The sequence below is a fragment of the Cryptosporangium aurantiacum genome, assembly GCF_900143005.1.
Classification (GTDB): Bacteria; Actinomycetota; Actinomycetes; order Mycobacteriales; family Cryptosporangiaceae; genus Cryptosporangium; species Cryptosporangium aurantiacum.
In genome coordinates, this window is record NZ_FRCS01000006.1 from 287,935 (window position 1) to 308,615 (window position 20,681).

The window sequence follows — 20,681 nt, forward strand, 5'->3', positions numbered from 1 at the left end:
CACGGCGGCGGCCCGGCGACGGGTCGCCGCCGGACTCACGCCCCGGTCAGGCCATCGATGGCGTACCGCCGCACGAACGAGCTCACCGACTCGGGATCGTCCGCCTCGTACGCGATCGAGGTCTGGAAAACCGTGAACGACAAGAGCATCCGGGCCAGCCATTCGCTGGCGTCATCGACGTCGAGGGCCGTCCGGACCTCGTCTCGTTCCCGTGCGGCTTGGATGTAGGGCCGCAAGAATTTCGACGTGCGGCGCAGCGCCTGGGGGCTCAGGGTGATCAACATCCGGATCATCGCCGTCCGGCTGCCGAACTGATCCGGAACCGACCGCAATCCTCACCGCGACGGCGGCCCCTGGACGGTGCAGACCGTCGCGAGCATCCTGGCCAACCCCCGGTACACCGGACGGCAGGTCTGACACCGGCAAGGCCGCCACCGCCCTGACCCCGCCGCAGGCGAGCTGGGCGAGCGTCGCCGGAATCCGGCGGAGAATGGACCTTCTGTCCTCACCTCACGCACCCGGGCCGGTCAGCAGAAGCAGTGCATTCCCGCATTAAGCAGGTATACATACGGTTGATATACCGATTCCCAAGCCGTGGCCACTCCCCTTCTGGCTACCGGAGAGCACTCGCAATTCAATAGACGGTGCCGGTGATGAATATCGTCGGATCCCACGCCGTCAGCTCCTGCCAGCCGGACGCTCTGGAACCGTCGTGGCGTCGACAGCGATCGAGTCGGCAGCCGCCTGTCGTGGTTTATCGTGGCGCATGCCCGCACCAGCTCCAGCACCTGACGAGCCGGGAATGCCCGCCGCCAGCCCGAACCCGATCCGGGCCGCGTTGCTTCCAGAGGAAGCCGGTGACTTCGACCGGGAGTACCGCCAGGCGATGAACGAGGCAGTCGAGACCCTGGAGCTCACCGGCGTCCTGGCGCTACTTCGCCGCTGGCAGCGGGTCGCGTGGTCCTCCCGCGACGAACGCGCCCATCGACGGATGCTCGAACGCGCCGAGCAACTGTCAGCCGGTGAGACAGTGGCGACTGAGCCGTGGCCGGTGACCCGCGCGAGGCTCGGCCGGTAGGTGTACGCCGTCGAAACCGACACCGAGGTCGTGGAGCAGATCGCCGCCTTGCCAGCTTCCGCACTGCCGTCTTACGCGGAACTCATGGCGCTGCTCCCCCAGCGTCCCGCCGATCCGGTCGCGCGCCCACCCCACCGTGGCCGCCGCGACCGGGGCGATCCGGAGCCGGTGCGGGGGCCGCCCGGCGATGTGCCGACGGGAGCCAGCGACCTGCGCCGCGCCGCCGACTTCGCCACATACCAGGCACTCAGAGCGGCGTGATAGCGGGCCGATCACCGGATCCCTGGCACGGATCTCGGTCTCCCCGCACGACCCGCGTACGTTTTAACAGTCGTCTCAGGATCGCTCAGTATGAAGTTAGGCATCGCCGGGCGACGCGTCTCGGCATCGCCGAACGCGCCGCGCTTCACAGCGGCACGGTCAGCGCCGGCCCGTACCGGACGGCCGCGCCCCTGAAAGGCAGCCATTCATGATCTCTGTGCTCGTGGCGGACGCCCAGCCGCTGCAGCGCTTCGGCTTCCGCATGCTGCTGGAGCACACCCCCGACACCGAGATCGTCGGCGAGGCCGAGAACGGCGCCGAGGCCGTTCGGCGGATCACCGAACTGCGTCCCGACGTGGTGCTGATGGACATCCGCATGCCGGGCGTCGACGGGATCGAAGCCACCCGGCGCATCGTCGCCACCGGTGGGCGTTCGCGGGTGCTGGTGCTGACCACGTTCGACTCGGATCGGTACGCGTTCGCCGCGCTGCGGGCCGGGGCGAGCGGTTTCCTGCTCAAGGACATCCGCCCGGAGGAACTGCTCGCCGGGATCCGGGCCGTCGCCGCCGGGGACGCGGTGATCGCGCCGGCGCTGACTCGGCGGCTGCTCGACGCGTTCGCCGACCAGCTCGAGGATGACCTCTGCGGGCCCGTGCGGGAGGATCCCCGGCTGGACTTCCTCACCGACCGTGAGCGCGAGGTCCTCGTCGCCATCGGCCACGGCCTCACCAACGGCGAGATCGCGCAACGGTTCACGCTGTCGGAGTCGACGGTGAAGACCCACGTCGGGCGGGTCCTCGCCAAGATCGGCGCACGGGACCGGATCCAGGCCGTCATCCTCGCCTACAACCTGAGACTCACCCGGCCGGTTTAGCATTGCATCTCCCGCGTCCGTCGAAGGCGCGACCGTAGTTCCGCTTCCTCAGGACTTGCGGGGGGAGACCGTCATGATGCCCGTGCACATCTCGTCGCTGGTGCCGTCGCCCCAGACCACGTAGCGCGGCGGCAGCTTCTTCAGCTGCGGCAGCTGTTTGCGCAGCCCTGCGTCGTGCGTACACGTGACCCGCAGCGTGTCCCCCGGACCGACCTCCACCGGCGACGGCAGCGTCATCAGCCGCTGGTTGTCGAAGTCGAACTGCGGCACGTCCAGCACGACCTTGGCCTTCGGGGTGCCTGGGTTGAGTTCGACCTTCAAGGCCCGCCCGAGCATGTGCATGTGGCCGAAACCGGCGAACAGCGTCATCGGCTCCTCCACCGGGTGGTCGCAGGTCTGGGTGTTACCGGGCTTCGGCGTGCCCCCGCTGCACTCCTCCACCTGACGGTCCGCCATTTCGCCGACGTCCGGCCCGAACCGCTTCGTCACGTCGGCGATCGAGGCCGCCCGATCACAGAGCGGACCCGACTCGTCGGCGGCGCAGGGCAGGTCGGTCGGCGCGTCGACCGACCAGGTTTCGAGTTCCCGGGTCTGCGGCGTGCCGTCCGTCAGCCGCAGCCGCACCGCGGAGCGGTCCGACCCGACCGGCTTGCCGTCGGTCGCGAGCAGGTTGTAGTGGATCTGGAGGACGAGCAGGCTGCCCGGCTCCAGCTTGTAGCCGGCGTCCTGGTCGAGCAGCGTCTCCGTGGCGCCCGGCGCCCAAGTGTCCACCCACGCCGCATCTCCCTCTTCGACCTCGGCGCCGGCCACACCGGTCCCGCCGAAACACTGCCAGCCGAGACCAGGGGTCTTCGCGTCCTGCTCGCGCACCGCGGCAGCACCGGCCGGCGGCACCGCGTACACGATGGCGTGGTGCGCGATGGCGACGTTCTCCGGTGCGAATTGGGTCCCGGTCAGGAATGCCGCCTTGGTCAGGCCCGGATCGATCATCTGGCACCGGTACTCGTCCGTGCCGCCCTCCGGCGGCGTGGGCGTGTAGGCCTCGGCCATCGTCAGGTCCAGGAACCGCTCGCCGGCGCGCAGCGGCTGCGGTGGAGCCGACGACACGCCCGTGTGCGTGCTGTGCGGGCCGGCCGCCGGGGGCGACGCACCGTTGTCGGCGTCCGACCCGCACGCGGCGACGGCAGCGAATGCCGCCACCAGCGTCATGGTGACCGCCCCGAGCCTCCACCGTGGACTGTCAGGTTTCCTCATGGCCCGAACGCTAGGACCGATTCCGTCCTGTTTCGTCGTACCGCGGTCGTCATCCTCGGGAAGGCGGTGGTACCGCGGTACCACGCCCGGAGCGCCGCTCGACACCCGCACGAGAGCCGTGCCGCGGTGCTCGTCCGGCACGGCGGCTGTGTCGGCTGGGTCTTGCCAACCGGGCTGAGCGGCGGTTTTAACGGTCGTCCCAGATTCGCTCGGTACGAAATGGCCTCGGACAAGCGCTGAAACTCGTCAGGAGGCTATTGATGTCAGTCAACGTAGCGCCGCCCGGTCGGTTGGCCGGCCGGTGGGTGCCGTGGCTGGTGATCGGCTTGTGGGTGGCGCTGGCGGTGGTGATGGTGCCGTTCAGCGGGAAGTTGAGCTCGGTCACCACCGACAAGGCCGTGGACACCCTGCCGGCCAGCGCCGAGTCCACCAAGGTGGCGGTGCTGGAGGACAGTCTCCCCGGCGGTGAGGACAACACGTTCGCCTTCGTGTACCACCGCGCCGGCGGCTTGACCGACGCCGACCGCGCGACGGTCGAGCGCCACTACGACACCCTGGCCAAGCGGTACCCGCCGAAGACGGCGACGGCCGGCGAGGAAGACGACGGCCCACCGACGAGGCTCTCCACCGACGGCAAGGCGATGGTGTTCACCCTCGACGTGAGCACGACCTACGGCGCACCGGAGGCCCTCGTCGGCCCGTTGCGCGACGCCGCGAAGGACCGCCCCGCGGGCCTGAAACTCGAGGTGACCGGCCCGGCCGCGATCGACGGCGACATGGACGAAGTCTTCGACGGTATCGACCTGCAGGTCCTGCTCACCACCGTCATCGTCGTCACGCTCCTGCTCATCCTCACCTACCGCAGCCCGGTGTTGTGGTTCGTCCCGCTGGTGGCTGTGGGCGCGGCCGCAGTGACCGCGATGGCGACCGTCTACCTGCTCGTCAAGGGCTTCGGCATCGTGGTCAACGACCAGAACTCCGCACTGCTGACGATCCTGGTGTTCGGCGTCGGCACGGACTACGCGCTGTTGCTCATCGCTCGATATCGGGAGACTCTGCACCACCACGAGAACGTCCGGGTCGCGATGGTTCACGCGCTACGCGGGGCGGCGCCGGCCATCGTCGCGTCCGCGGCCACCGTGGTCGCCGGCCTGCTCTGCCTGCTCGCCGCGGACCTGAACAGCACCAGCGGGTTAGGCCCGATCGGTGCAGCCGGCATCCTGTGCGCGCTGGTGGCCATGCTGACGCTGTTCCCGGCGGTGCTCGTGGTGCTCGGCCGGCGGATCTTCTGGCCGGCCATCCCGCGGTTCAGCGCCTCCGTGGTGGAGAAGCCGGGGCTGTGGGGACGGCTCGGCACCGCCATCAACCGCCGCCGGTGGGTGGCGACGCTCGGCTCGCTCGGAATCCTCGGCGTGCTCGTCCTCGGGCTGTCGGGCAACACCGGCGCCCTGCGGGAGCAGGACCAGTTCCTGAACGCGCCGGAGTCGGTCACCGGCTTCACCGTTCTGCGCCAGCACTTCCCGGAGCTCGGTGGTCAGCCGATGACGATCTACGCGCGGCCGGCTCAGCAGCAGCGGGTGCTCGACGTCGTCAAGGGCACTCGCGGCGTGGCCATGGCCGTCCCGGGTCAGGCCAGCGGCGGCTGGACCGAAATCTCGGTGTTCCCGAAGAACGCGCCGGACACCGACGCGGAGTACGACACGATCAAGCGGGTCCGTACTGCCGTGCACGCGGTGGACGGGGCGGAAGCGATCGTCGGCGGGCCGAGTGCGGAGCACCTCGACACCGAGGTGACCACCAGCCGCGACGAGAAGCTGGTGATCCCGCTGGTGCTCGCCGTGGTCCTGATCATCCTCGGGCTGCTGCTGCGGGCGATCGTGGCCCCGCTGGTCCTGATGGCCACCGTGATCATCTCGTTCGCCGCAGCCTTCGGCGGCAGCGTGTTCGTCTTCGACTCGATCCTCGGTTTCCAGGGTGTCGACTATTCGGTGCCGCTGCTGGCATTCCTGTTCCTGGTGGCGCTCGGCGTCGACTACAACATCTTCCTGGCCAGCCGGGCCCGGGAGGAGACCGTACGTCTCGGCACCGAGGAGGGCATGCTCAAAGCTCTTTCCGCCACCGGTGGCGTCATCACCTCGGCCGGCCTGGTCCTGGCGGCGACGTTCGCGGTCCTCGTCTCGCTGCCGCTGGTGATGCTGATCGAGGTCGGGTTCCTGGTCGCGTTCGGCGTGCTGCTCGACGCCCTGCTGGTGCGGTCGGTCCTGGTGCCCGCCCTCACCCTGCTGATCGGACGGCGGATCTGGTGGCCGAGCCGGCTGTCCCGTCCGAGGGCGGAGCCGCCGAACGGGCGACACTCGCGCGCCGACGACCAGGAGCTCACGCTGCACCGGTGAGCGCGGCTGAGATCCGGGACGGGCCCAGGCCCGTCCCGGATCTCGTCGTGGACCCGACCGTCGCCGGCCGGTGGCCCCGCGCCGCGCCGCCCGGCGGGGTCAGCGGGCCGCGGTGTCCTCCCCCGCGGTGCGCCGCGCGATCGGGGCGGGTGGGGTTGCGGCCGGAAGTTCGACCCGGAGCAGCGCGCCACCGCGTGCGGAGCGGCCGACGGTAGCCCGGCCACCGTGGGCGTCGACGACGCGCTGCACGATCGACAGCCCGAGACCGGATCCCGGCAACGCCCGGGCGCTGTCGGCACGGTAGAACCGGTCGAACACCCGGGGTACGTCGGTGGCGTCGATGCCCGGCCCGGCGTCGTCGACCTCGAGCACCGCCGACGCGTCCTCGGCTCGGAGCCGGACGTGGACCGGCTGGTCTGTGGGTGACCATTTGCCGGCGTTGTCGACGAGGTTGAGCACCGCCCGCTGGAGCGCAGCGGGACGCCCGCTCACCCACACCGAGGTCACGTCGAGTGCGACCTCGATGTCGGGCACGCGGGACCGCGCCTGGGTCGCGGCGGCGACCACCACGTCGGCGAGGTCGAGCAGCTCGGTGCTCTCGTCGCTGACGTCACCGCGTGCCAGGTCGGTCAGCTCGGCGGCGAGGGTGCTCAACTCGGCCACCTGGGTACCGAGATCGTTGAGCAGCCGGGTCCGGCTCTCCGCCGAGAGGGCAGTGTCGAGGGTGCCACGCCGGTCGAGCCGGACCAGCAGCTCGATGTTGAGGCGAAGACTGGTGAGCGGGGTCTTGAGCTCGTGCGCGGCGTCCTCGGCGAGCAGCCGCTGGGCCTGCCGGGAGTCCCGGAGCGCGGCGAGCATGTCGTTGATCGCCTGGATCAGCCGCCGGATCTCTCCACCGCCCTCATCCGGGATGTCGGCGTCGAGACTCCGGGTGTGCGCGACACGGACCGCGGCGGCGGTCAGCCGGTCGATCGGTGCCAGCCCGGTCCGCGCCACGGTGCGCCCGACCAGGGCGCCGCCGACCACGCAGAGCAGCCCGATCAGCAGCATGCCGAACCCGAACTGGTTGATCGGGCTGTCGTCGGTGACGCCGGCGACCTGGACCGCGCCGTCGCCCGCCCGCAGCGTGTAGATGCGGTAGCCGTCGTCGTCGCTGTCGTGGGACTCCATCAGGTCGGCCGACGCGCCCCGCGCCACGCGCCCGGCGTGCTCGCTGACGGGGGGCAGCGCGGGTTGGCCGGCCGGCGTCCGGGTCGAGCCGTCGGGCAGGACGACCCGCACCAGCCGACCGGATCCGGTGTACGGCGATAGCTGGATCTTCGCCAGACCGGCGCGCTCCGCGTTCGTCGCCAGGACGCGGGCGTCGGCGCGCAGCTGATTCTCGGCGGTGTCCTGCAGTTCCCGGTCCAGTAGCTCGCTGGCCACCTGGAAAGACACGAACACGCTGACCGCGATGGCCGTCGCCGCGATCACCGTCAGCCTGGTCCGCAGGGACCGCCGGCGCCACCACCGGGTCAGCCGGCGCGGTTCCCGGCGGGCGCGCCTGCTCACGGAGGAGTCTCCCGCAACGTGTATCCCAGGCCGCGCAGCGTGTAGATCAATCGCGGCTCGCCCTCGGCCTCCATCTTGCGGCGCAGGTAGCTCACGTACACCTGAAGGTTGTTGGCGGTGGCGCTCATGTCGAAGCCCCAGATCGCCTCGAACAGCGCGTCGCGGGTCAAGACCCTGGTCGCGTTGCGCATGAGGATCTGAAGGAGGGAGAACTCGGTCCGGGTCAGGTGCAGCGGCCGCCCGCCCCGCGACGCCTCGAACCGGTCGGGATCGAGCCGGACGTCGGCGAAGGACAGGATCTGCGGCTCCTCGTCGGCCGGCGTGCGCCGGCGCAGCAGGGCCCGCACCCGGGCCAGCAACTCCTCGGTGGCGAACGGCTTGGGCAGGTAGTCGTCAGCGCCCGCGTCCAGCCCCGCGACCCGGTCCGAGACCTGGTCACGAGCGGTCAGCATCAGCACCGGCAGATCCCGGCCCGCAGCCCGCAACCGCCGACAGGTCTCCAACCCGCCGAGGCGGGGCATCCTCACGTCGAGGATCAGCAGATCCAGCATGTCACCACCGGCCCCGCCGATCCCGTCGAGCACGGCGAGACCGTTGGCGACGGTGGTGGTGTCGTAACCCTCGACCTGGAGCACCCGCTCCAGCGACTCACGGATGGCCGCCTCGTCATCCGCGATCATGATCCGCACGCGGGCCCACCCCTCCATCGATACTTTGCCGCTCACTCTCCCCGATCAACCTGAAGCCAGTGTTAGAGCCGTCGCCGGTGTGTGCCCGCGGCCGTACTCCAGCCGATGCTCGCACCCTCCCGATCTCCGGCCGAGTAAATGAAACGGCTCGCGCTCGGGTACGGCCGCCGGTCGCAACGCCTCACCGCCCCGCCTCGAGCTCGGTCTGCAGGGATCGCAGCAGCGCGTGCTGCCGCCGCACCTGGTCGCGTCCGCGGTAGGGGTCGCGGCGGCCCTCGTACTCGCTGGAGAGCCAGCCGCTCCATCCGGCGTCGAGCAGCGTGCGGAGGATCTCCCGCCACGGCACGTGCAGATCGACCAGATCGTCGTCGATCTCGAAGAACTTCGCCTGGATGAAGTGGACGTGCGGCAGGATCTCCGCGAGGTCGGCCATCGGAACGGCGAGCGGCTCGAGGAACGCGGGCCGCTTCTTGCCCTTCTCCGCTTGGACGCCCTCGTGGCCGTCGTCCACGGGTGCGGTCTGGAAGATGCCGGTGTCGATCAGCAATTTGAAGTGCTCGCTGCCGGTCTTCTCGATGAAGTCGAGATAACCCTGGGTGACCGGGTGGCGGATCGGTGTCGGGCTGTGGATCTCCGGGCAGATGACGACGTCGAGCTCGGCGGCGAGGTCCAGGCACCGTTCGACCACGCCGGTCCAGATCGGGTGCGGGTCGAGGTCGAAGGACGTGACGCCGAACTTCGGCCGCACCGAGGTGAAGGCCAGGCGGTGCGCCAGCCGCAGATCCCGTGCGAGGTGGGCCGCACCCTCCTCCGCGGTCAGGTCCCGATCGCGCCACATCGCGGTGTCCACCCAGGACCCGTAGTTCGTGGCCGTGAGCCCGTAGGTCTGCAGCAGCCCGTGCCAGCGGTCGATCCAGGCCGGATCCGGGTCGGGGTAGCCGGGGACGTTGCCCTCGCCGAGAATCTCGATGCCGGTGGCGCCGAGGTCAGCGACGTCCGCGAGGGCGTCTTCGAACGTCATCGACGTGTTGAGGTCACCGGAATAGCTGTAGGTCGAGACGGCGTAGCGGAGGCCGCCGTCCGGGGCCGGTGGCACGATCACGGTCCGGGCGGAAGCCGGGAACGCCGACCGCGACACCGCAGGCGGGAAGTACGGGCGGCGCAGGTAGACGACCACCTCGACGTGGTGGACCCCGACCGCGAGCCCGCCCGGCTTCGGCACGGTGATCGTGACGGTCTCGTCCAGCGCCCAGCGGACGTCGGTGGTCGCGCGCAACTGGTCGAGCGTGTAGGTGCGGCCCCGCACGGTCCAGACCGGGACCTCCCCGTCCCACTTCTCGCCGTCGACGACGACGTCCACACCGTCGAGCAGGCTGGCTGCCGTCCCTCGGTAGTTGGGGTTACGGAGCCGGAACTCGAAGCCGGTGACCTCGCCATTTTCGACGACGTTGCGAACGCCCCGGCCCTGGATGACGTTTCTCTCCAGCACGACGTCAGTTCCTTTCCGCGGCGAGAGCGCCGGCGATCGTCCGGGCGCCGGCGACGGCGAGCGCGACGGAGGTGAGCGTGGGGTTGCAGGCGGTGGCGGTGGGGATGACGCCGTTGCCTGCCACGTACAGCCCGGCCACATTCCACACCTCGCTGTTGGGTCCGCAGACCGATGTTCCGTCGTCGGTCTCCCCCATCCGGACCGTGCCCTGGTAGTGCAGGGACGCACCAGGGGGAAACGTCAGCGGTTCGGCGTCCAGCGGGTCACCGAGGGCGTCCGCGGCGCGGCGGACGGCGTCCCGCGCGGCGGCGATCGACGCGTGGTCGGTCTCGGTGAGCCGGTAGTGGATCCGCATCGCGGGCAGGCCGTAGGCGTCCACCTCGACGTCGTCGAACGCGACGCGATCGGATTCCTGGACGTCCTTGGCGCAGAACCATCCGAGGCCGACGATCGTGCCCGGCGCCGGCTCGTCGGCGTCAGCGAGCGGCACGGGCGAGGCGTCGAGCTGCATGACCTGGCCGTGGAACGGCTCGGCATCCGTGAACGGCACCCAGCTGACGCCGCTCTGCGGCACGATCGCCGGCTCGTCGCCGCCGGTCGGCGCAGCACCGGACGCCACGTCCCGCAGGCGCACCGCGAAGACGGTCTGCGGCTGGTCGTTGAGGTAACGACCGAGCGCGGCGGGGCGAATGCCGGAGGCCCAGAGCAGCTGCGGTGTCCGTAGCGCGTCGGCGGCAACGACCACGTGGTGCGCGCGCACCTCGTGCTCCGTGCCGTCTCGCTGATCGCGGATGACCACTCCCTGAACCCGGCCGTCCGCCACCAGGGCCCGGGCCACCAGCGTCTCCGGGAACAACTCGAAGTTCGGATTCGCACGGGTCACGTCGCCGAAGACGACGTCCGCGCCCGACCAGGTCACCCGTCTGTCGGAGTGCGTGACGACGGCGAGGGGCATCGGCCCGACCCGGCGGTCGTCGGGCCGGCCGGGGTCGAGCGCCGCGCCGAGTCGCTTGCGGACCTCACCACTGAACGGCGCGTCGTCGAACGCGTGCGCGTCGACGTGCAGCAGCCGCTCGGCCTCGGTGAGCAGTTCGTCGAGGTCGTTCACGAACGGGATGCGTTCGCTCCCGCCCGGGCGTGGGCAGGCGCCGGTCCAGTGCGCGCCCATGCCACCGACGTTGCTGGACATGGCGGCGCCGGGCAGCCCGTCCTCTCCGGGCTGGCGGTACCCGTCGGGTAGGAGGAACGTGCCCGGCCGGACGAGCCGCGGTGCGGCGTCGGCATACCCGTCGAGGGTGTCGACCGGCGTGTCGTCGGCCGCCGGTCGCGGCCCTTCCGACGCGCGCTGCGCGCGGGCCCGGGCGTCCGGGTCGACGATGTTCTTCACGTGGACGCCGGGCGGGTCGGCGAGCAGCGGACCGACGTCGAACGCGGCGATCGTCGCTCCGGGTGCCTGTTCGCTCAGGATGCGGGCGTAGGCGGCACCGCACGGTCCGGTACCGACGATCGCGACGTCGACCTGCCGGGGGAATGTCCTGCTCATGTGCTCTGTGCCTGTTCGTGGTCGAGGTTCTCGTTGGAGCCGAGGTAGCTCGCGGTCAGCAGGTGGCGGTCCCGGAGCAGCTGCTCGGCGGGTCCTTCGACGACCAGGTCGCCGTGTACCAGCACGGAGCCGCGGTCGGCGATCGAGAGCGCCATCTGCACGTGCTGCTCGATCAGCAGCACACCGGCGTCGGCGTCATCGGCGAAGCGCCGCAGGATCGGCAGCAGGCGCTGGACGATCACCGGCGCCAAGCCGAGGCTCAGCTCGTCGACCATCAGGACCCGCGGCCGCCGGGCGAGGGCCCGTCCGAGGCCGAGCATCTGCTGCTCGCCACCGGAGAGCAGTCCCGCTCGTCGTTTGGCGAGCTTCCGGAGCGCGGGGAAGTAGTCATAGGCGAGGTCTCGGTCGAGCGTCTGCCGCCGGTGGCGGAGCCGGAAGTGCTCCTCGACGGTGAGGCCGCGGAACACACTCCGCGCGTCGGTCATCTGGACGAGCCCGGCGCGGGCCACCTGCACCGGGTTTCGTCCGGCCAGGTCGGCGCCGTCGAACCGGATCGTGCCGGCCATCGGCGTCAGCAGCCCGGAGGCCGCGCGCAGGGTGGTCGTCTTGCCGGCGCCGTTGGGGCCGAGCAGCGCGACGACCTCCCCCGCCTCGACGGCCAGCGACAGGTCGCGTACCACCGGCGACGAGCTGTATCCGAGCGTGACGTGGTCGAACTCCAGCAAGGGCGTCATGCCGGTACCTCCTCGCCGAGATAGGCCTCGATGACCGCCGGTGAGCGGCGGATCTCGTCCGGCGTCCCTTCGGCGATGAGACGGCCGAGGTCGAGGACGTAGACGCGGTCGCAGACGCCGAGCACCAGACCCATGTCGTGGTCGACGAGCAGCAGCGAGGTGCCGCCGTCCACCAACGACCGCAGCCGGTTGCCCAGCTCGAGGCTCTCGTCGGAGTCCAGGCCGGCCGCGGGTTCGTCCAGGCACAGCACCTGGGAGCCGGCGGCCAGCGCCCGGGCTACGTCCACGGTCTTGCGCTGGCCCTGCGACAGGTCCTCGGGGAACGTGTCGAGGACGTCGTCGAGTCCGAGCAGCGTCACCGCGGCGGTCGCGGCCGGTGAGGGGGCCGACCGGCCGGTGAGCAGCTCACGGAAGGATTGGCTCCAGGTGGGCCGGTGCGCTCCGACGTCGAGGTTGTCGCGCACCGTGAGGTCGTCGTAGAGCTCCGCGCCCTGCCAGGTGCGGCCGAGACCGCGGCGGGCGCGCTGGTGCGGCTTGGCGCGGGTCAGGTCGGTGCCGTCGAGCACGACCCGGCCGGTGCTGCGGGTGAAGCCGGTCAGCGCGTCGATAAACGTGGTCTTACCGGCGCCGTTGGGCCCGATCAGGCCGACCAGTTCACCGGCGCCGATCCGCAAGGACACCCCGTCCAGGGCCAGGTTCCCGCCGTAGCGCACGGTCAGGTCGGTGGTGGTGAGGACGTCGTTCACCGGTGCACCTCCACGAGGTCGGGCGCCGGTGCCTGCGCGCCGCGGAGCCGCCGCCACAGCCGGCTGGGCCAGCGCGGTGGCGGTGCGAGCGCGATCCCGTCCGGATTGGTGATGACGGTGACGACGAGCAGGACACCGGCGAGGATGAGCTGGAACGTCACCGAGATGCCCAGGTAGGTGTTGAGGACGTAGCTGAACAGGCCCTGGGTGATGAGCAGGCCCCCGAGCACGGCGCCGCGGACCGTGGTGATGCCGCCGAGGTAGGCGAACGCGACCAGGCTCAGCGTGTTCAGCACGGTGAAGCGGGTCGGGTCCAGCGAGCCGAAGTTGTAGCTGTAGAGAATTCCGGCCAGTGCCATGATCACGGTCGCGAGTGCGAACGTGACGAGCTTGATCCGGGCCGGCGAGATACCGACCGCGGCGGCCGCTCGCTCATTGGAGCGAACGGCGAGCATCCGCTTGCCGAGGCTGCCGCGCCGGATGTTGGCCACCAGCACCGCGCAGGCGATCAGGACCAGCAGGACTCCGGCGCCGAAGAGCGGGCTCGGCCGGGCGCCGTCCAGCCCACGCACCGCCGAGTCGGTTCCGAGGGAGAACCCGAACACGGAGGGCTGCGCGACCGGCGCCCCGGACGCCGGCACACCCCAGGTGGAGTTGCCGAATCCGAAGCTGTTGAGCACCACGGCCCCGGCGAGCGTGAGGATCGCGAGCTGGACGCCGCGGACTCGCAGCGCGGGCAGCGCCATCAGTAGCCCGAGCACCACGGCTCCGACGACGCCGATCAGCGGTGCCCACGGCCAGCCCAGGCCGGTGTGTGCGGTGAGCTTGGACAGGATCAGCCCGGCGACTCCGGCGAGGCCGAACTGGAACAGTGAGACCTGGCCGACCAGGCCGGTCAGCAGTACCAGCGACAGGCACGCGACCGCGCCGATCAGCGACAGGATCAGCGCCTGCCGCAGGTCGTAGGGAAGGACGAACAACGCCACCAATGCGACGCCGCCGGCGAGCACGGTCGGGCGCAGCACCCGCTCGGGCGCCGGTGCCTTCGGGAGCCGCGGTTCGACCAGCGTGCCCCGGTCGGGCAGGCTCTGTCCGCGCCACAGCAGCGCGACGACGATCACCAGGAAGTAGAGCAAGTCGGTGACGCCGGGCCAGGCCACGCCGTCACTGGTCGGGAACCACGAGTACGTCTGCGCGACGGTCACCAACGACGCGAGGATGCCCATCCCGAGGCCCGCCACCGCAGCGATCAGGAAGCTGGTGAACCGGGCGAGCAGTGCGGCGCCGAGCGCTGGGACGACCGCGAGCGCGATCGTGCTCGGGTCCAGCTGCGTCAGCGGAGCGACGAAGATGCCGAGACCGCCGGCGATGACGGCCGAGATCACGGTGTTGGCCAGCGCGAGCCGCCCGGCGTTCAGACCGGACAGCGCCGCCTCCGCCTCGCTTTCCTGCGCCGCGCGGGTCGCCAGCCCGAACCGGGTGTAGCGGTACGCAGCCGCGAGGACGATCGTGAGCACGATGACTAGCGCCAGCAAATGGAGCCGGTTGCTGGGGACGGCACCGCCGAACATCGTCACGGGGGTGGTCGGGAGCACGTCCGGCGCGGGTAGTCCCTGCGAACCGAAGACCAGCAGGACGTACGCCTGGACGATCAGCAGCACGCCGACCGTGGCGACGAGCGTCGCCAGCGGCGCTTGCCGGCGCAACGGCCGGAGTACCAGGTAGTGCAACGCCACCCCGGCCAGAGCGCAGACCACGAGCGTCAGCGCGACGGCCGGGAGCAGCGGCACCACCATCCCCTCTGATCCGGCGATCCGCACCGGAGGGAAGAGGAGGTAGCCCTGGGCGCGCAGGCCGTAGAACACGTACGCCCCGAACATCGCGAGCGCACCGGTGGCGATGTTGATCGTCCCCGACCCGCGGTAGGTCGCGACCAGGGCCAGGGCGAGCCCGCTGATGAGCGCACCGGTGCCCAGGCCGAGCGCGGTGAACAGCAGGATCTGCTGCATGACGGCTACCTCCTCCTCGTCAGCCGATTACTGCGGCAGGCCCTGCCACGGCGTGGACGCCCACTTGCCATCGCCGGAGTAGGTGTAGAAGCGGTCAGCAGTGCCGGACAGCGTCGGCATGCCCCGCTCAGCCATCGAGCCGAAGGCGACCTTCGGCGTGCCGAGCAGGACACCGCCGGTGTAGGCCGCGAGCGCGCTCGACACCGAGGCTGGGGTGACCTTGTCGGGGCCGACCATGTTGAGGACGTTCGCGAGCAGGAACGCGGCACCGAACGCCTGCGGGGCGCTGATACCCAGCTGCGCGTCCTTACCGGCGTACTTGCTCATCACGGCCTTGTAGAAGTCGAGCTGTCCGGTTTCGTCCGGCGCGTACAGCGACAGGACGGTGGACTCGTACGCCCACTTGGGGAAGTCGCCGAGCGCGGTCTTGATCTGGTCGGTGAGGCAGAGCGACGACGCGACGATCGGCACTGTGCTGCCGATCGACTGGAGTGCCTTGGCGGTGGCGGTGCACCCGGCGGTGGTGGTGTCCAGCGGCGCGATCGCGTCCGGCTTCGCCGACAGGGCGGCGGAGTAGGCGCTGGTCAGGTCGGTGCTGCCGCTCGGGTACGTGGTGACCTTCGACGTGATGCCGAAGCCGTTGAGGATTCCCTGCGCGGTCTGGGCGATCGAGAGGCTACCGGCGTCGCTGCCCGAGACGATGCCGATCGACTTGTAGCCCTTGGACTTGGCGTAGGTGGCCAGGCCCGGCAGAGCGGCGATGACGCTGGGGTTGACGGCGAACGCGTTCTTCGCGCTCAGGTCGGTACCCGGGTTGGCGAGCGCGATGACGTCCGGCTTGGCGCCGTTCAGCGTCTGGTGGACCGCGTCGGTGCCGACGTTGAGGCCGCCCTGCATGACGACGTCGATCGAGGAGTCGTTGAGGAACTTCTGCGCGCACTGCTGCGCTGACTCCTCCGACGAGGTGACCTTGCAGACCTCGACCTGGAGCGGGTGGCCGCCGATGCCGCCCTGTTCGGCGTTGATGTACTCGAATGCCGCCCGGACCGCGGCGGACGCCTCCGGGTTGGAGATCGTCCCGCCTTCCTGGTTGATCAGCCCGACCTTGATCGGCGACTGAGAGTCCGATGCCTTACCGGGCTTGCCACCGCTGAACTGCGTGCCGATGGCACTGTCGATCGTCGTCGGGGTGGAGGTCGCGGAGGTCGCGGTCGAGTCGGTGGCGGCCTCGCCGCAGCCGGAGACGAGCAGCGCCAGGGCGGCCGTGACGCCCAGCGATCTCGCCATGAGGGAACGCTTCATGATCACCTCGTTGTGGTCGGAGGGGGTGGGGGTAGAGCGGGGTCTTATCGGGCGACGTCGACCCAGCCGCCGTCGCGAGCGGAGGTCAGTACGGCTTCGGTCAGCCGGGCGGCGCGAACTCCGTCGGCGAAGGTCGGCAATCCGTCGGGCAGTTCGCCCGTGAGCGCGGTGTAGGTGTCCGCCACGAACGCGTCGAAGCAGTCCTGGTAGCCCTGCGGGTGGCCGGGCGGCAGGATCGAGTAGGGCGCCTCGGCGCCTCGGAGTGCGATCCGGTTGACGTCCCGACCGCCGATCCAGAGGCTGTCCGGGTTCTCCTGGTCGAACTGGAGGCTCTCGACACCGGCGTCGATGGAGAACCAGAGCCGGTTCTTGCGGCCCGGACTGACCTGGCTGACGGTCAGGGTCCCGGCCGCGCCGCCGTCGGTCTCGAACAGCAGAAGCGCGGCGTCCTCGGTGCCTACCGGGCGGTCGCCGCGCACCGGGACCGCGGTCACGGTGCGGGCGGTCAACCGGACGATGCGGTGCCCGGTGACGAACTCGACCAGGTCGCACCAGTGCACGCCGATATCGCCGAATGCCCGGGACGGTCCACCTACCGCCGGGTCGACCCGCCAATCGTCGTCGCTCTCGGCGGCCAGCCAGTCCTGCAGGTACGAGCCGTGCAGCAGGCGGATCGGGCCGGTTGACCCGGCGGCGACGCGGGCGCGGGCTTCGCGCACGGTCGGGTAGAAGCGGTAGACGAACGGCACGGTCGCGGTCACGCCCGCAGCGGTGGCCAGGTCGAGCAACTCCTGTGCGTCGGCCGCGCTCACCGCCAGCGGCTTCTCGCACACCACGTGCTTGCCGGCCGCGAGCGCCGCCCGCACCAACGGCGCGTGGGTGACGTTCGGCGTGCAGATGTGGACGACGTCCACGTCGTCGGCGGCCAGCAGTTCCTCGACCGTCTCGGTGGCCAGCTCGGGACGTAGTTTCTCAGCCGCCCGGCGCGAGGAGTCAGGCGAGGCGCCGACGACGCGGCTCAGTACACCGCCGGCCTGACGGATCGCCCGCGTGTGGACGGTGCCCATGAAGCCGACGCCGATGACGCCTGCTCGGATCCGGTCGGTCACGCGTCCTCCTCGACGGCACCATCCTGTAACTGGGACCACATACTTCTGCCGGTGACCGGAAAAGGTCAATGCCTCGCAGACATAAGATCTTGGATGGTCAGCATTCACACCAGTGATAGGCCCGGCATAGCCCCGGAGAACGCATGCGGACTGGCGCGACTTTTGCTTACAGTCGGCAGAAGTTTAGGATGGTCGGACAGGCCCAACACGAGGAGAAGCGCGTGTCGACGGAGCGGATCGAGGGCTTGGCAGCCGTGCTCACGGCCGTGCGCAACAGCGAGGGGATGACTCAGCCGCGCCTGACCCAGCACGTGGGCCTCGGTCGCAGCGTCGTCGCCCAGCGCGTCGCCGAGCTGGAGTCCGCCGGGCTGATCACCGATGACGGCTACGGTCCCTCCACCGGCGGCCGTGCCCCTCGCCGGCTGCGGATCCGCGCGGAGGCCGGCTACGTCGTCGGCGTCGATATCACCGCCCAACGGTTGGTGGTCGGGGTCGCCGACCTCGCCGGGACGCTCCTCGCGCAGTTAGAGGAAGTGGTCGACGTCGCCGACGGGCCCGACGCCGTGCTCACCACGGCCGAACGCCTCATCGACGACCACCTCGAGTCGATCGGACGTATCGCCCGTGTCTGGGCGATCGGTATCGGTGTTCCCGGGCCGGTCGAGTTCCGGACCGGTCAGCCCGTCGCACCGCCGATCATGCCGGGCTGGGATCGCTACCCCGTTCGGGACCGGCTCGCTCAGCGCTACGGCGCGCCGGCCTGGCTCGACAACGACGTCAACCTGCTGGCACTCGCCGAGTTGCGCACCAACCCCGCAGCCTCCGCGGCCCGGAACATGCTCTACATGCGGGCCGATGTCGGCGTCGGCGCGGGTCTCGTCGTCAAGGGTGAGCTCTACCGCGGCGCCAACGGATCAGCCGGGGACATCGGACACGTGGCCATCCCCGAGGGTGGCGACGCGATCTGCCGCTGCGGCAACACCGGGTGCCTCGAGGCCGTGGCCGGCGGCGCCGCCCTCGCCCGCGAGGGTCGTATGCTCGCCGACACCCGGCAGAGCCCCGCGCTGGCCGCGACCCTCGCCGAGACCGGAACCGTCCGCCCTCTCGACGTCACGCTCGCCGCCGAGAAGGGCGACCCTGCCGCCCGCGCTCTGCTGCAGCGGTCGGCGCACCTCCTCGGCGGGATGCTCGCGACGCTGGTCAGCTTCTACAACCCGAACCTGCTCGTCATCGGCGGCGGCATCGTCCGTGCCCGAGCACACGTCCTGGCCGCGATCCGCGAGGCCATCTACCGCCGGTCGCTCCCCCTGGCGACCCAGGACCTCCGCATCGAGATGTCGAGCCTGCCCGACGACCTCGGCGGCGTCACCGGCGCCGTCCACCTCGCCCTCGACGAGGTCTTCTCCCCCGGCCGGCTCGCCCGCTGGCTGGACGCCGGCTCACCCGCCGGCCAGCCCTACATCGCAACCGACGACATGCTCGAACGACCAGCCTGACCACGACGCCGCGAAGTCACTCGGTCTAGTGCTGGCTCGCCGCCATGATCGCCTCCGCCGTCACCGACGCCCACGCGATCGAGCCGGTCGGCGACGTCAACGGGCAGGACCTCGTCCGATACTCCGACGGCTCCTGGACTCTGTATCTGGCCGCGGAAGCGCCGCATGCCCTGGTCTACCTCGAGGGCCCCGTCACACCCGGATCCCGCTCGCGCCCGCCGCCGCGCTGAACCCACCCGACTCGGCTCCGTGCCGCCGGCACCTGGACACTCGGGTACGACACCTCGGCCACCTACCTGTTCGAACTCGACGCCGCAGGCGTGAGACTCGACGCCCCGCCGCACCCGCACCGCTGAAGGTCATCCCGTGGCCAGCACACACGCCGACGCGTTTCCTCCAGCCGCCTCGTCTGTCGCAATGCCGATCAGGCCGCACCCGCGCGGAAGTCACGGAGGCCGGCGCCTGGGTGACGGTGCCGACCACCCCGTGGCGGCCGAGAGTATCGCCGCTGAGCAGGTGCGCCTCGACGACGCGGGCGGCCGCCGCGCAGGCCGCGCGGACGGCGACGGCCAACTCGCAGGCCATCACCAACCGCGGGCCGGTACATTAGCTCACACGCAGTTGCGCGTGCCGCCCTTCACCCGTCGAGGGATCGCGGTGGTGAGGCCGTTGATTGGCTTGTAGATACGAATGCCTAGGCAGTCACCGGCCCGGTCGTACCGATTTGCGGCGAGAGCGAGTATCGCAGCGGAAGGCGCGATTGCCGCACCGCAGACAGGGGCCAGAGGGCCGCTGACGGTCGCACAGCCGCCGCCGATGGCCGCCAGAACTCCTGCGGCATCAGTTGCATCCCGTGTCGTCTGGTGGTTGAAGCGGATGGTGCACGAGAAGCGACCGCAGTCAGCCTGGAACCGCGGTGATGCTTCGGCTGGGGCCCCTCCCAGGAATGTTCCCCCAAGAATCGCCGCGACTACCCCGGTGATCGCCAAACGCTTTGTTTTCACGGTTCCCCCTAATAAGTCACTGACTGTCCAGATCGCCCCTTCGTGCGAGAGGGTTTCTGATTTCCGGCGCGCGTTCAATCCCGCCGAGGAGGGCTCGTGCTTCATGTAGGGGACGCCGGGCGGCGTCGTGTAACGCCGCCCGGCCCGTCACGTAGCTGCCCCGACGCTTCCGCGTGACCTCCACCGCCGCGTCTGCGGCAACTGCCGCACCGCCGATCATGCTGAGCACGTGGCCGACGCTGAACTCGGTCACGAGGGCGCCAGGCGAACGGGAACGTCAGCAGGCTGTGGCCTGCCGGTGCAGCGGTGACCCGCCAGGCCCGGTCGGCGGTCCCCCGTCGAGGGGTGTCACGCGCCGACCGGATAGCTGCCATAGACGCGGCGGGTGCCGGCGCTGACCGCCGCCGACACCACTGGCACGTACTCGGCGAATGTCGGCGCCGGACTGCGCTCCGGCGCCGCGTTCAGCAAGTCCGCAGGCGAGACGCCGAGCCGCTCCAGCAACGGATCGCGATCGTGGCGGCACGCGCCGGAGCCCTACCTCAGCTCGGGGCCGATAGAGCTGGTCCGAGCCACCGGCGCACCAGATCACGCAGTTCGTCCTCAGAACGTGGCGGGTCTGCCGGGTACTGGAGAAACGAGATGAACAACCGGATCAAGATCTCAGCCAGACCTTCGAGCTCGTCGTCGCCGACCCCGATCTCGCTCCAGTCGACCGGGATGCGCCGGAGAATGTCGGCACCCATCGAGAACGCGTCCGCCGACGTGGCGGCACGGCTGAAGACGTCCGTCTCGCCCGCCTGGAAGAGCGCACCGATATACGGCTCCCGAGGGATCGCCTGAACGGCGAACACAATCGACTCGATGGCAGCGTCGGTCGGGGTCGCGCAGGCGGAGAGATGCCGCTCCATCCGTTCCGCGAAGTCATCGACGCCGGCCTGCGCAACCGCGCTGAACAGCTCACCGAGGTTCCCGTAGTAGCGATACACGGTTTGCCGCGTGACCCCGAGCTCGCCGGCCACATCGGAGAGGGTCGTCTTGGTGGGCCCGAACCTCTCGACGCAGGCCGCGGCGGTGGCGATGATGCGCTGGCGTGCCTCGTCCTCTGTCCGCGGCGGGTTGCCGTTCCAACCGTGATGACCCACGTCG

At 70.4% G+C, this 20,681-nt stretch carries 20 protein-coding genes and 1 pseudogene; 7 read left to right on the forward strand and 14 right to left on the reverse strand.

What is annotated here, in order from left to right; translation table 11 throughout:
* Window positions 1–35: 35 nt before the first annotated feature.
* Entirely contained in the window at window positions 36–284 is a 249-nt protein-coding gene (locus BUB75_RS21805) for a hypothetical protein (RefSeq protein ID WP_178379939.1), read from the reverse strand.
* 61 nt (window positions 285–345) lie between these two features.
* Between BUB75_RS21805 and BUB75_RS48555 the strand changes: the two are divergent.
* From BUB75_RS48555 to BUB75_RS21820, 4 genes and pseudogenes are all read left to right on the forward strand, one after another.
* Window positions 346–417: pseudogene (locus tag BUB75_RS48555) on the forward strand (recombinase family protein); the annotation flags it as partial.
* A gap of 385 nt (window positions 418–802) precedes the next feature.
* Window positions 803–1,078, forward strand: coding sequence for a DUF6247 family protein (locus tag BUB75_RS21810; RefSeq protein WP_084741573.1), 276 nt, complete (start codon window positions 803–805; stop codon window positions 1,076–1,078).
* Window positions 1,079–1,339: a hypothetical protein gene (locus tag BUB75_RS21815; protein ID WP_073259611.1), complete on the forward strand. Its 261-nt coding sequence runs from the start codon at window positions 1,079–1,081 to the stop codon at window positions 1,337–1,339.
* 208 nt (window positions 1,340–1,547) lie between these two features.
* The gene (locus BUB75_RS21820; protein WP_073259612.1) at window positions 1,548–2,213 is read left to right on the forward strand and encodes a response regulator; all 666 of its coding nucleotides are present in this window, start codon (window positions 1,548–1,550) and stop codon (window positions 2,211–2,213) included.
* Between the two features lie 48 nt (window positions 2,214–2,261).
* Here the strand turns inward: BUB75_RS21820 and BUB75_RS21825 are convergent, their stop codons facing one another.
* Window positions 2,262–3,422, reverse strand: coding sequence for a monooxygenase (locus BUB75_RS21825; protein ID WP_073259613.1), 1,161 nt, complete (start codon window positions 3,420–3,422; stop codon window positions 2,262–2,264).
* A gap of 305 nt (window positions 3,423–3,727) precedes the next feature.
* Here BUB75_RS21825 and BUB75_RS21830 point away from each other — a divergent pair, with 305 nt between their 5' ends.
* Entirely contained in the window at window positions 3,728–5,860 is a 2,133-nt protein-coding gene (locus tag BUB75_RS21830; RefSeq protein WP_073259614.1) for an MMPL family transporter, read from the forward strand.
* Between the two features lie 99 nt (window positions 5,861–5,959).
* On the opposite strand, the gene BUB75_RS21835 is transcribed toward BUB75_RS21830, so the two are convergent.
* The 9 genes from BUB75_RS21835 to BUB75_RS21875 form a co-directional block, all read right to left on the reverse strand.
* The gene (locus BUB75_RS21835; protein ID WP_073259615.1) at window positions 5,960–7,411 is read right to left on the reverse strand and encodes a HAMP domain-containing sensor histidine kinase; all 1,452 of its coding nucleotides are present in this window, start codon (window positions 7,409–7,411) and stop codon (window positions 5,960–5,962) included.
* On the reverse strand, window positions 7,408–8,100 hold the full coding sequence (locus tag BUB75_RS21840) for a response regulator (protein WP_073259616.1): 693 nt from the start codon (window positions 8,098–8,100) through the stop codon (window positions 7,408–7,410). The genes BUB75_RS21835 and BUB75_RS21840 overlap by 4 nt, the downstream gene beginning before the upstream one ends.
* A 181-nt stretch (window positions 8,101–8,281) precedes the next feature.
* Entirely contained in the window at window positions 8,282–9,589 is a 1,308-nt protein-coding gene (locus tag BUB75_RS21845) for a C-glycoside deglycosidase beta subunit domain-containing protein (protein ID WP_073259617.1), read from the reverse strand.
* A gap of 4 nt (window positions 9,590–9,593) precedes the next feature.
* Window positions 9,594–11,132 (reverse strand): GMC oxidoreductase, encoded by a 1,539-nt coding sequence (locus BUB75_RS21850; protein WP_073259618.1) that lies wholly within the window; start codon window positions 11,130–11,132, stop codon window positions 9,594–9,596.
* Window positions 11,129–11,866 carry an ABC transporter ATP-binding protein gene (locus tag BUB75_RS21855; protein ID WP_073259619.1) on the reverse strand — a complete coding sequence of 246 codons (738 nt, stop codon included), beginning with the start codon at window positions 11,864–11,866 and terminating at the stop codon, window positions 11,129–11,131. The genes BUB75_RS21850 and BUB75_RS21855 overlap by 4 nt, the downstream gene beginning before the upstream one ends.
* Complete coding sequence (locus tag BUB75_RS21860) at window positions 11,863–12,612, reverse strand: ABC transporter ATP-binding protein (protein ID WP_073259620.1); 750 nt, start codon at window positions 12,610–12,612, stop codon at window positions 11,863–11,865. The genes BUB75_RS21855 and BUB75_RS21860 overlap by 4 nt, the downstream gene beginning before the upstream one ends.
* Window positions 12,609–14,621 (reverse strand): ABC transporter permease, encoded by a 2,013-nt coding sequence (locus BUB75_RS21865; RefSeq protein ID WP_073259621.1) that lies wholly within the window; start codon window positions 14,619–14,621, stop codon window positions 12,609–12,611. Before BUB75_RS21865 ends, BUB75_RS21860 begins: the two co-directional genes overlap by 4 nt.
* A 27-nt stretch (window positions 14,622–14,648) precedes the next feature.
* Window positions 14,649–15,923, reverse strand: a complete 1,275-nt coding sequence (locus BUB75_RS21870; RefSeq protein WP_084741574.1) for an ABC transporter substrate-binding protein — start codon at window positions 15,921–15,923, stop codon at window positions 14,649–14,651.
* 44 nt (window positions 15,924–15,967) lie between these two features.
* Entirely contained in the window at window positions 15,968–17,032 is a 1,065-nt protein-coding gene (locus BUB75_RS21875; protein ID WP_073259623.1) for a Gfo/Idh/MocA family protein, read from the reverse strand.
* Window positions 17,033–17,253: 221 nt separating this feature from the next.
* Here BUB75_RS21875 and BUB75_RS21880 point away from each other — a divergent pair, with 221 nt between their 5' ends.
* Together BUB75_RS21880 and BUB75_RS21885 are read left to right on the forward strand one after the other, a co-directional pair.
* Window positions 17,254–18,528, forward strand: coding sequence for an ROK family transcriptional regulator (locus BUB75_RS21880; protein WP_218617695.1), 1,275 nt, complete (start codon window positions 17,254–17,256; stop codon window positions 18,526–18,528).
* Window positions 18,529–18,572: 44 nt separating this feature from the next.
* Complete coding sequence (locus BUB75_RS21885; RefSeq protein WP_073259625.1) at window positions 18,573–18,758, forward strand: hypothetical protein; 186 nt, start codon at window positions 18,573–18,575, stop codon at window positions 18,756–18,758.
* Window positions 18,759–19,139: 381 nt separating this feature from the next.
* Here the strand turns inward: BUB75_RS21885 and BUB75_RS45390 are convergent, their stop codons facing one another.
* From BUB75_RS45390 to BUB75_RS21895, 3 genes are all read right to left on the reverse strand, one after another.
* The gene (locus tag BUB75_RS45390; protein WP_143175346.1) at window positions 19,140–19,637 is read right to left on the reverse strand and encodes a hypothetical protein; all 498 of its coding nucleotides are present in this window, start codon (window positions 19,635–19,637) and stop codon (window positions 19,140–19,142) included.
* A 243-nt stretch (window positions 19,638–19,880) separates the two neighbouring features.
* On the reverse strand, window positions 19,881–20,036 hold the full coding sequence (locus BUB75_RS21890) for a hypothetical protein (protein ID WP_218617696.1): 156 nt from the start codon (window positions 20,034–20,036) through the stop codon (window positions 19,881–19,883).
* Between the two features lie 38 nt (window positions 20,037–20,074).
* On the reverse strand, window positions 20,075–20,677 hold the full coding sequence (locus BUB75_RS21895; protein WP_073259626.1) for a TetR/AcrR family transcriptional regulator: 603 nt from the start codon (window positions 20,675–20,677) through the stop codon (window positions 20,075–20,077).
* Between the last annotated feature and the right edge of the window lie 4 nt (window positions 20,678–20,681).

Coding starts and splice junctions, on each gene's coding strand:
- BUB75_RS21805 (WP_178379939.1), bottom strand. CDS start 284: ATGTTGATCACCCTGAGCCCCCAGGCGCTGCGCCGCACGTCGAAATTC.
- BUB75_RS21810 (WP_084741573.1), top strand. CDS start 803: ATGCCCGCCGCCAGCCCGAACCCGATCCGGGCCGCGTTGCTTCCAGAG.
- BUB75_RS21820 (WP_073259612.1), top strand. CDS start 1,548: ATGATCTCTGTGCTCGTGGCGGACGCCCAGCCGCTGCAGCGCTTCGGC.
- BUB75_RS21825 (WP_073259613.1), bottom strand. CDS start 3,422: ATGACGCTGGTGGCGGCATTCGCTGCCGTCGCCGCGTGCGGGTCGGAC.
- BUB75_RS21830 (WP_073259614.1), top strand. CDS start 3,728: ATGTCAGTCAACGTAGCGCCGCCCGGTCGGTTGGCCGGCCGGTGGGTG.
- BUB75_RS21850 (WP_073259618.1), bottom strand. CDS start 11,132: ATGAGCAGGACATTCCCCCGGCAGGTCGACGTCGCGATCGTCGGTACC.
- BUB75_RS21855 (WP_073259619.1), bottom strand. CDS start 11,866: ATGACGCCCTTGCTGGAGTTCGACCACGTCACGCTCGGATACAGCTCG.
- BUB75_RS21865 (WP_073259621.1), bottom strand. CDS start 14,621: ATGCAGCAGATCCTGCTGTTCACCGCGCTCGGCCTGGGCACCGGTGCG.
- BUB75_RS21870 (WP_084741574.1), bottom strand. CDS start 15,923: ATGAAGCGTTCCCTCATGGCGAGATCGCTGGGCGTCACGGCCGCCCTG.
- BUB75_RS21885 (WP_073259625.1), top strand. CDS start 18,573: ATGATCGCCTCCGCCGTCACCGACGCCCACGCGATCGAGCCGGTCGGC.
- BUB75_RS45390 (WP_143175346.1), bottom strand. CDS start 19,637: ATGAAGCACGAGCCCTCCTCGGCGGGATTGAACGCGCGCCGGAAATCA.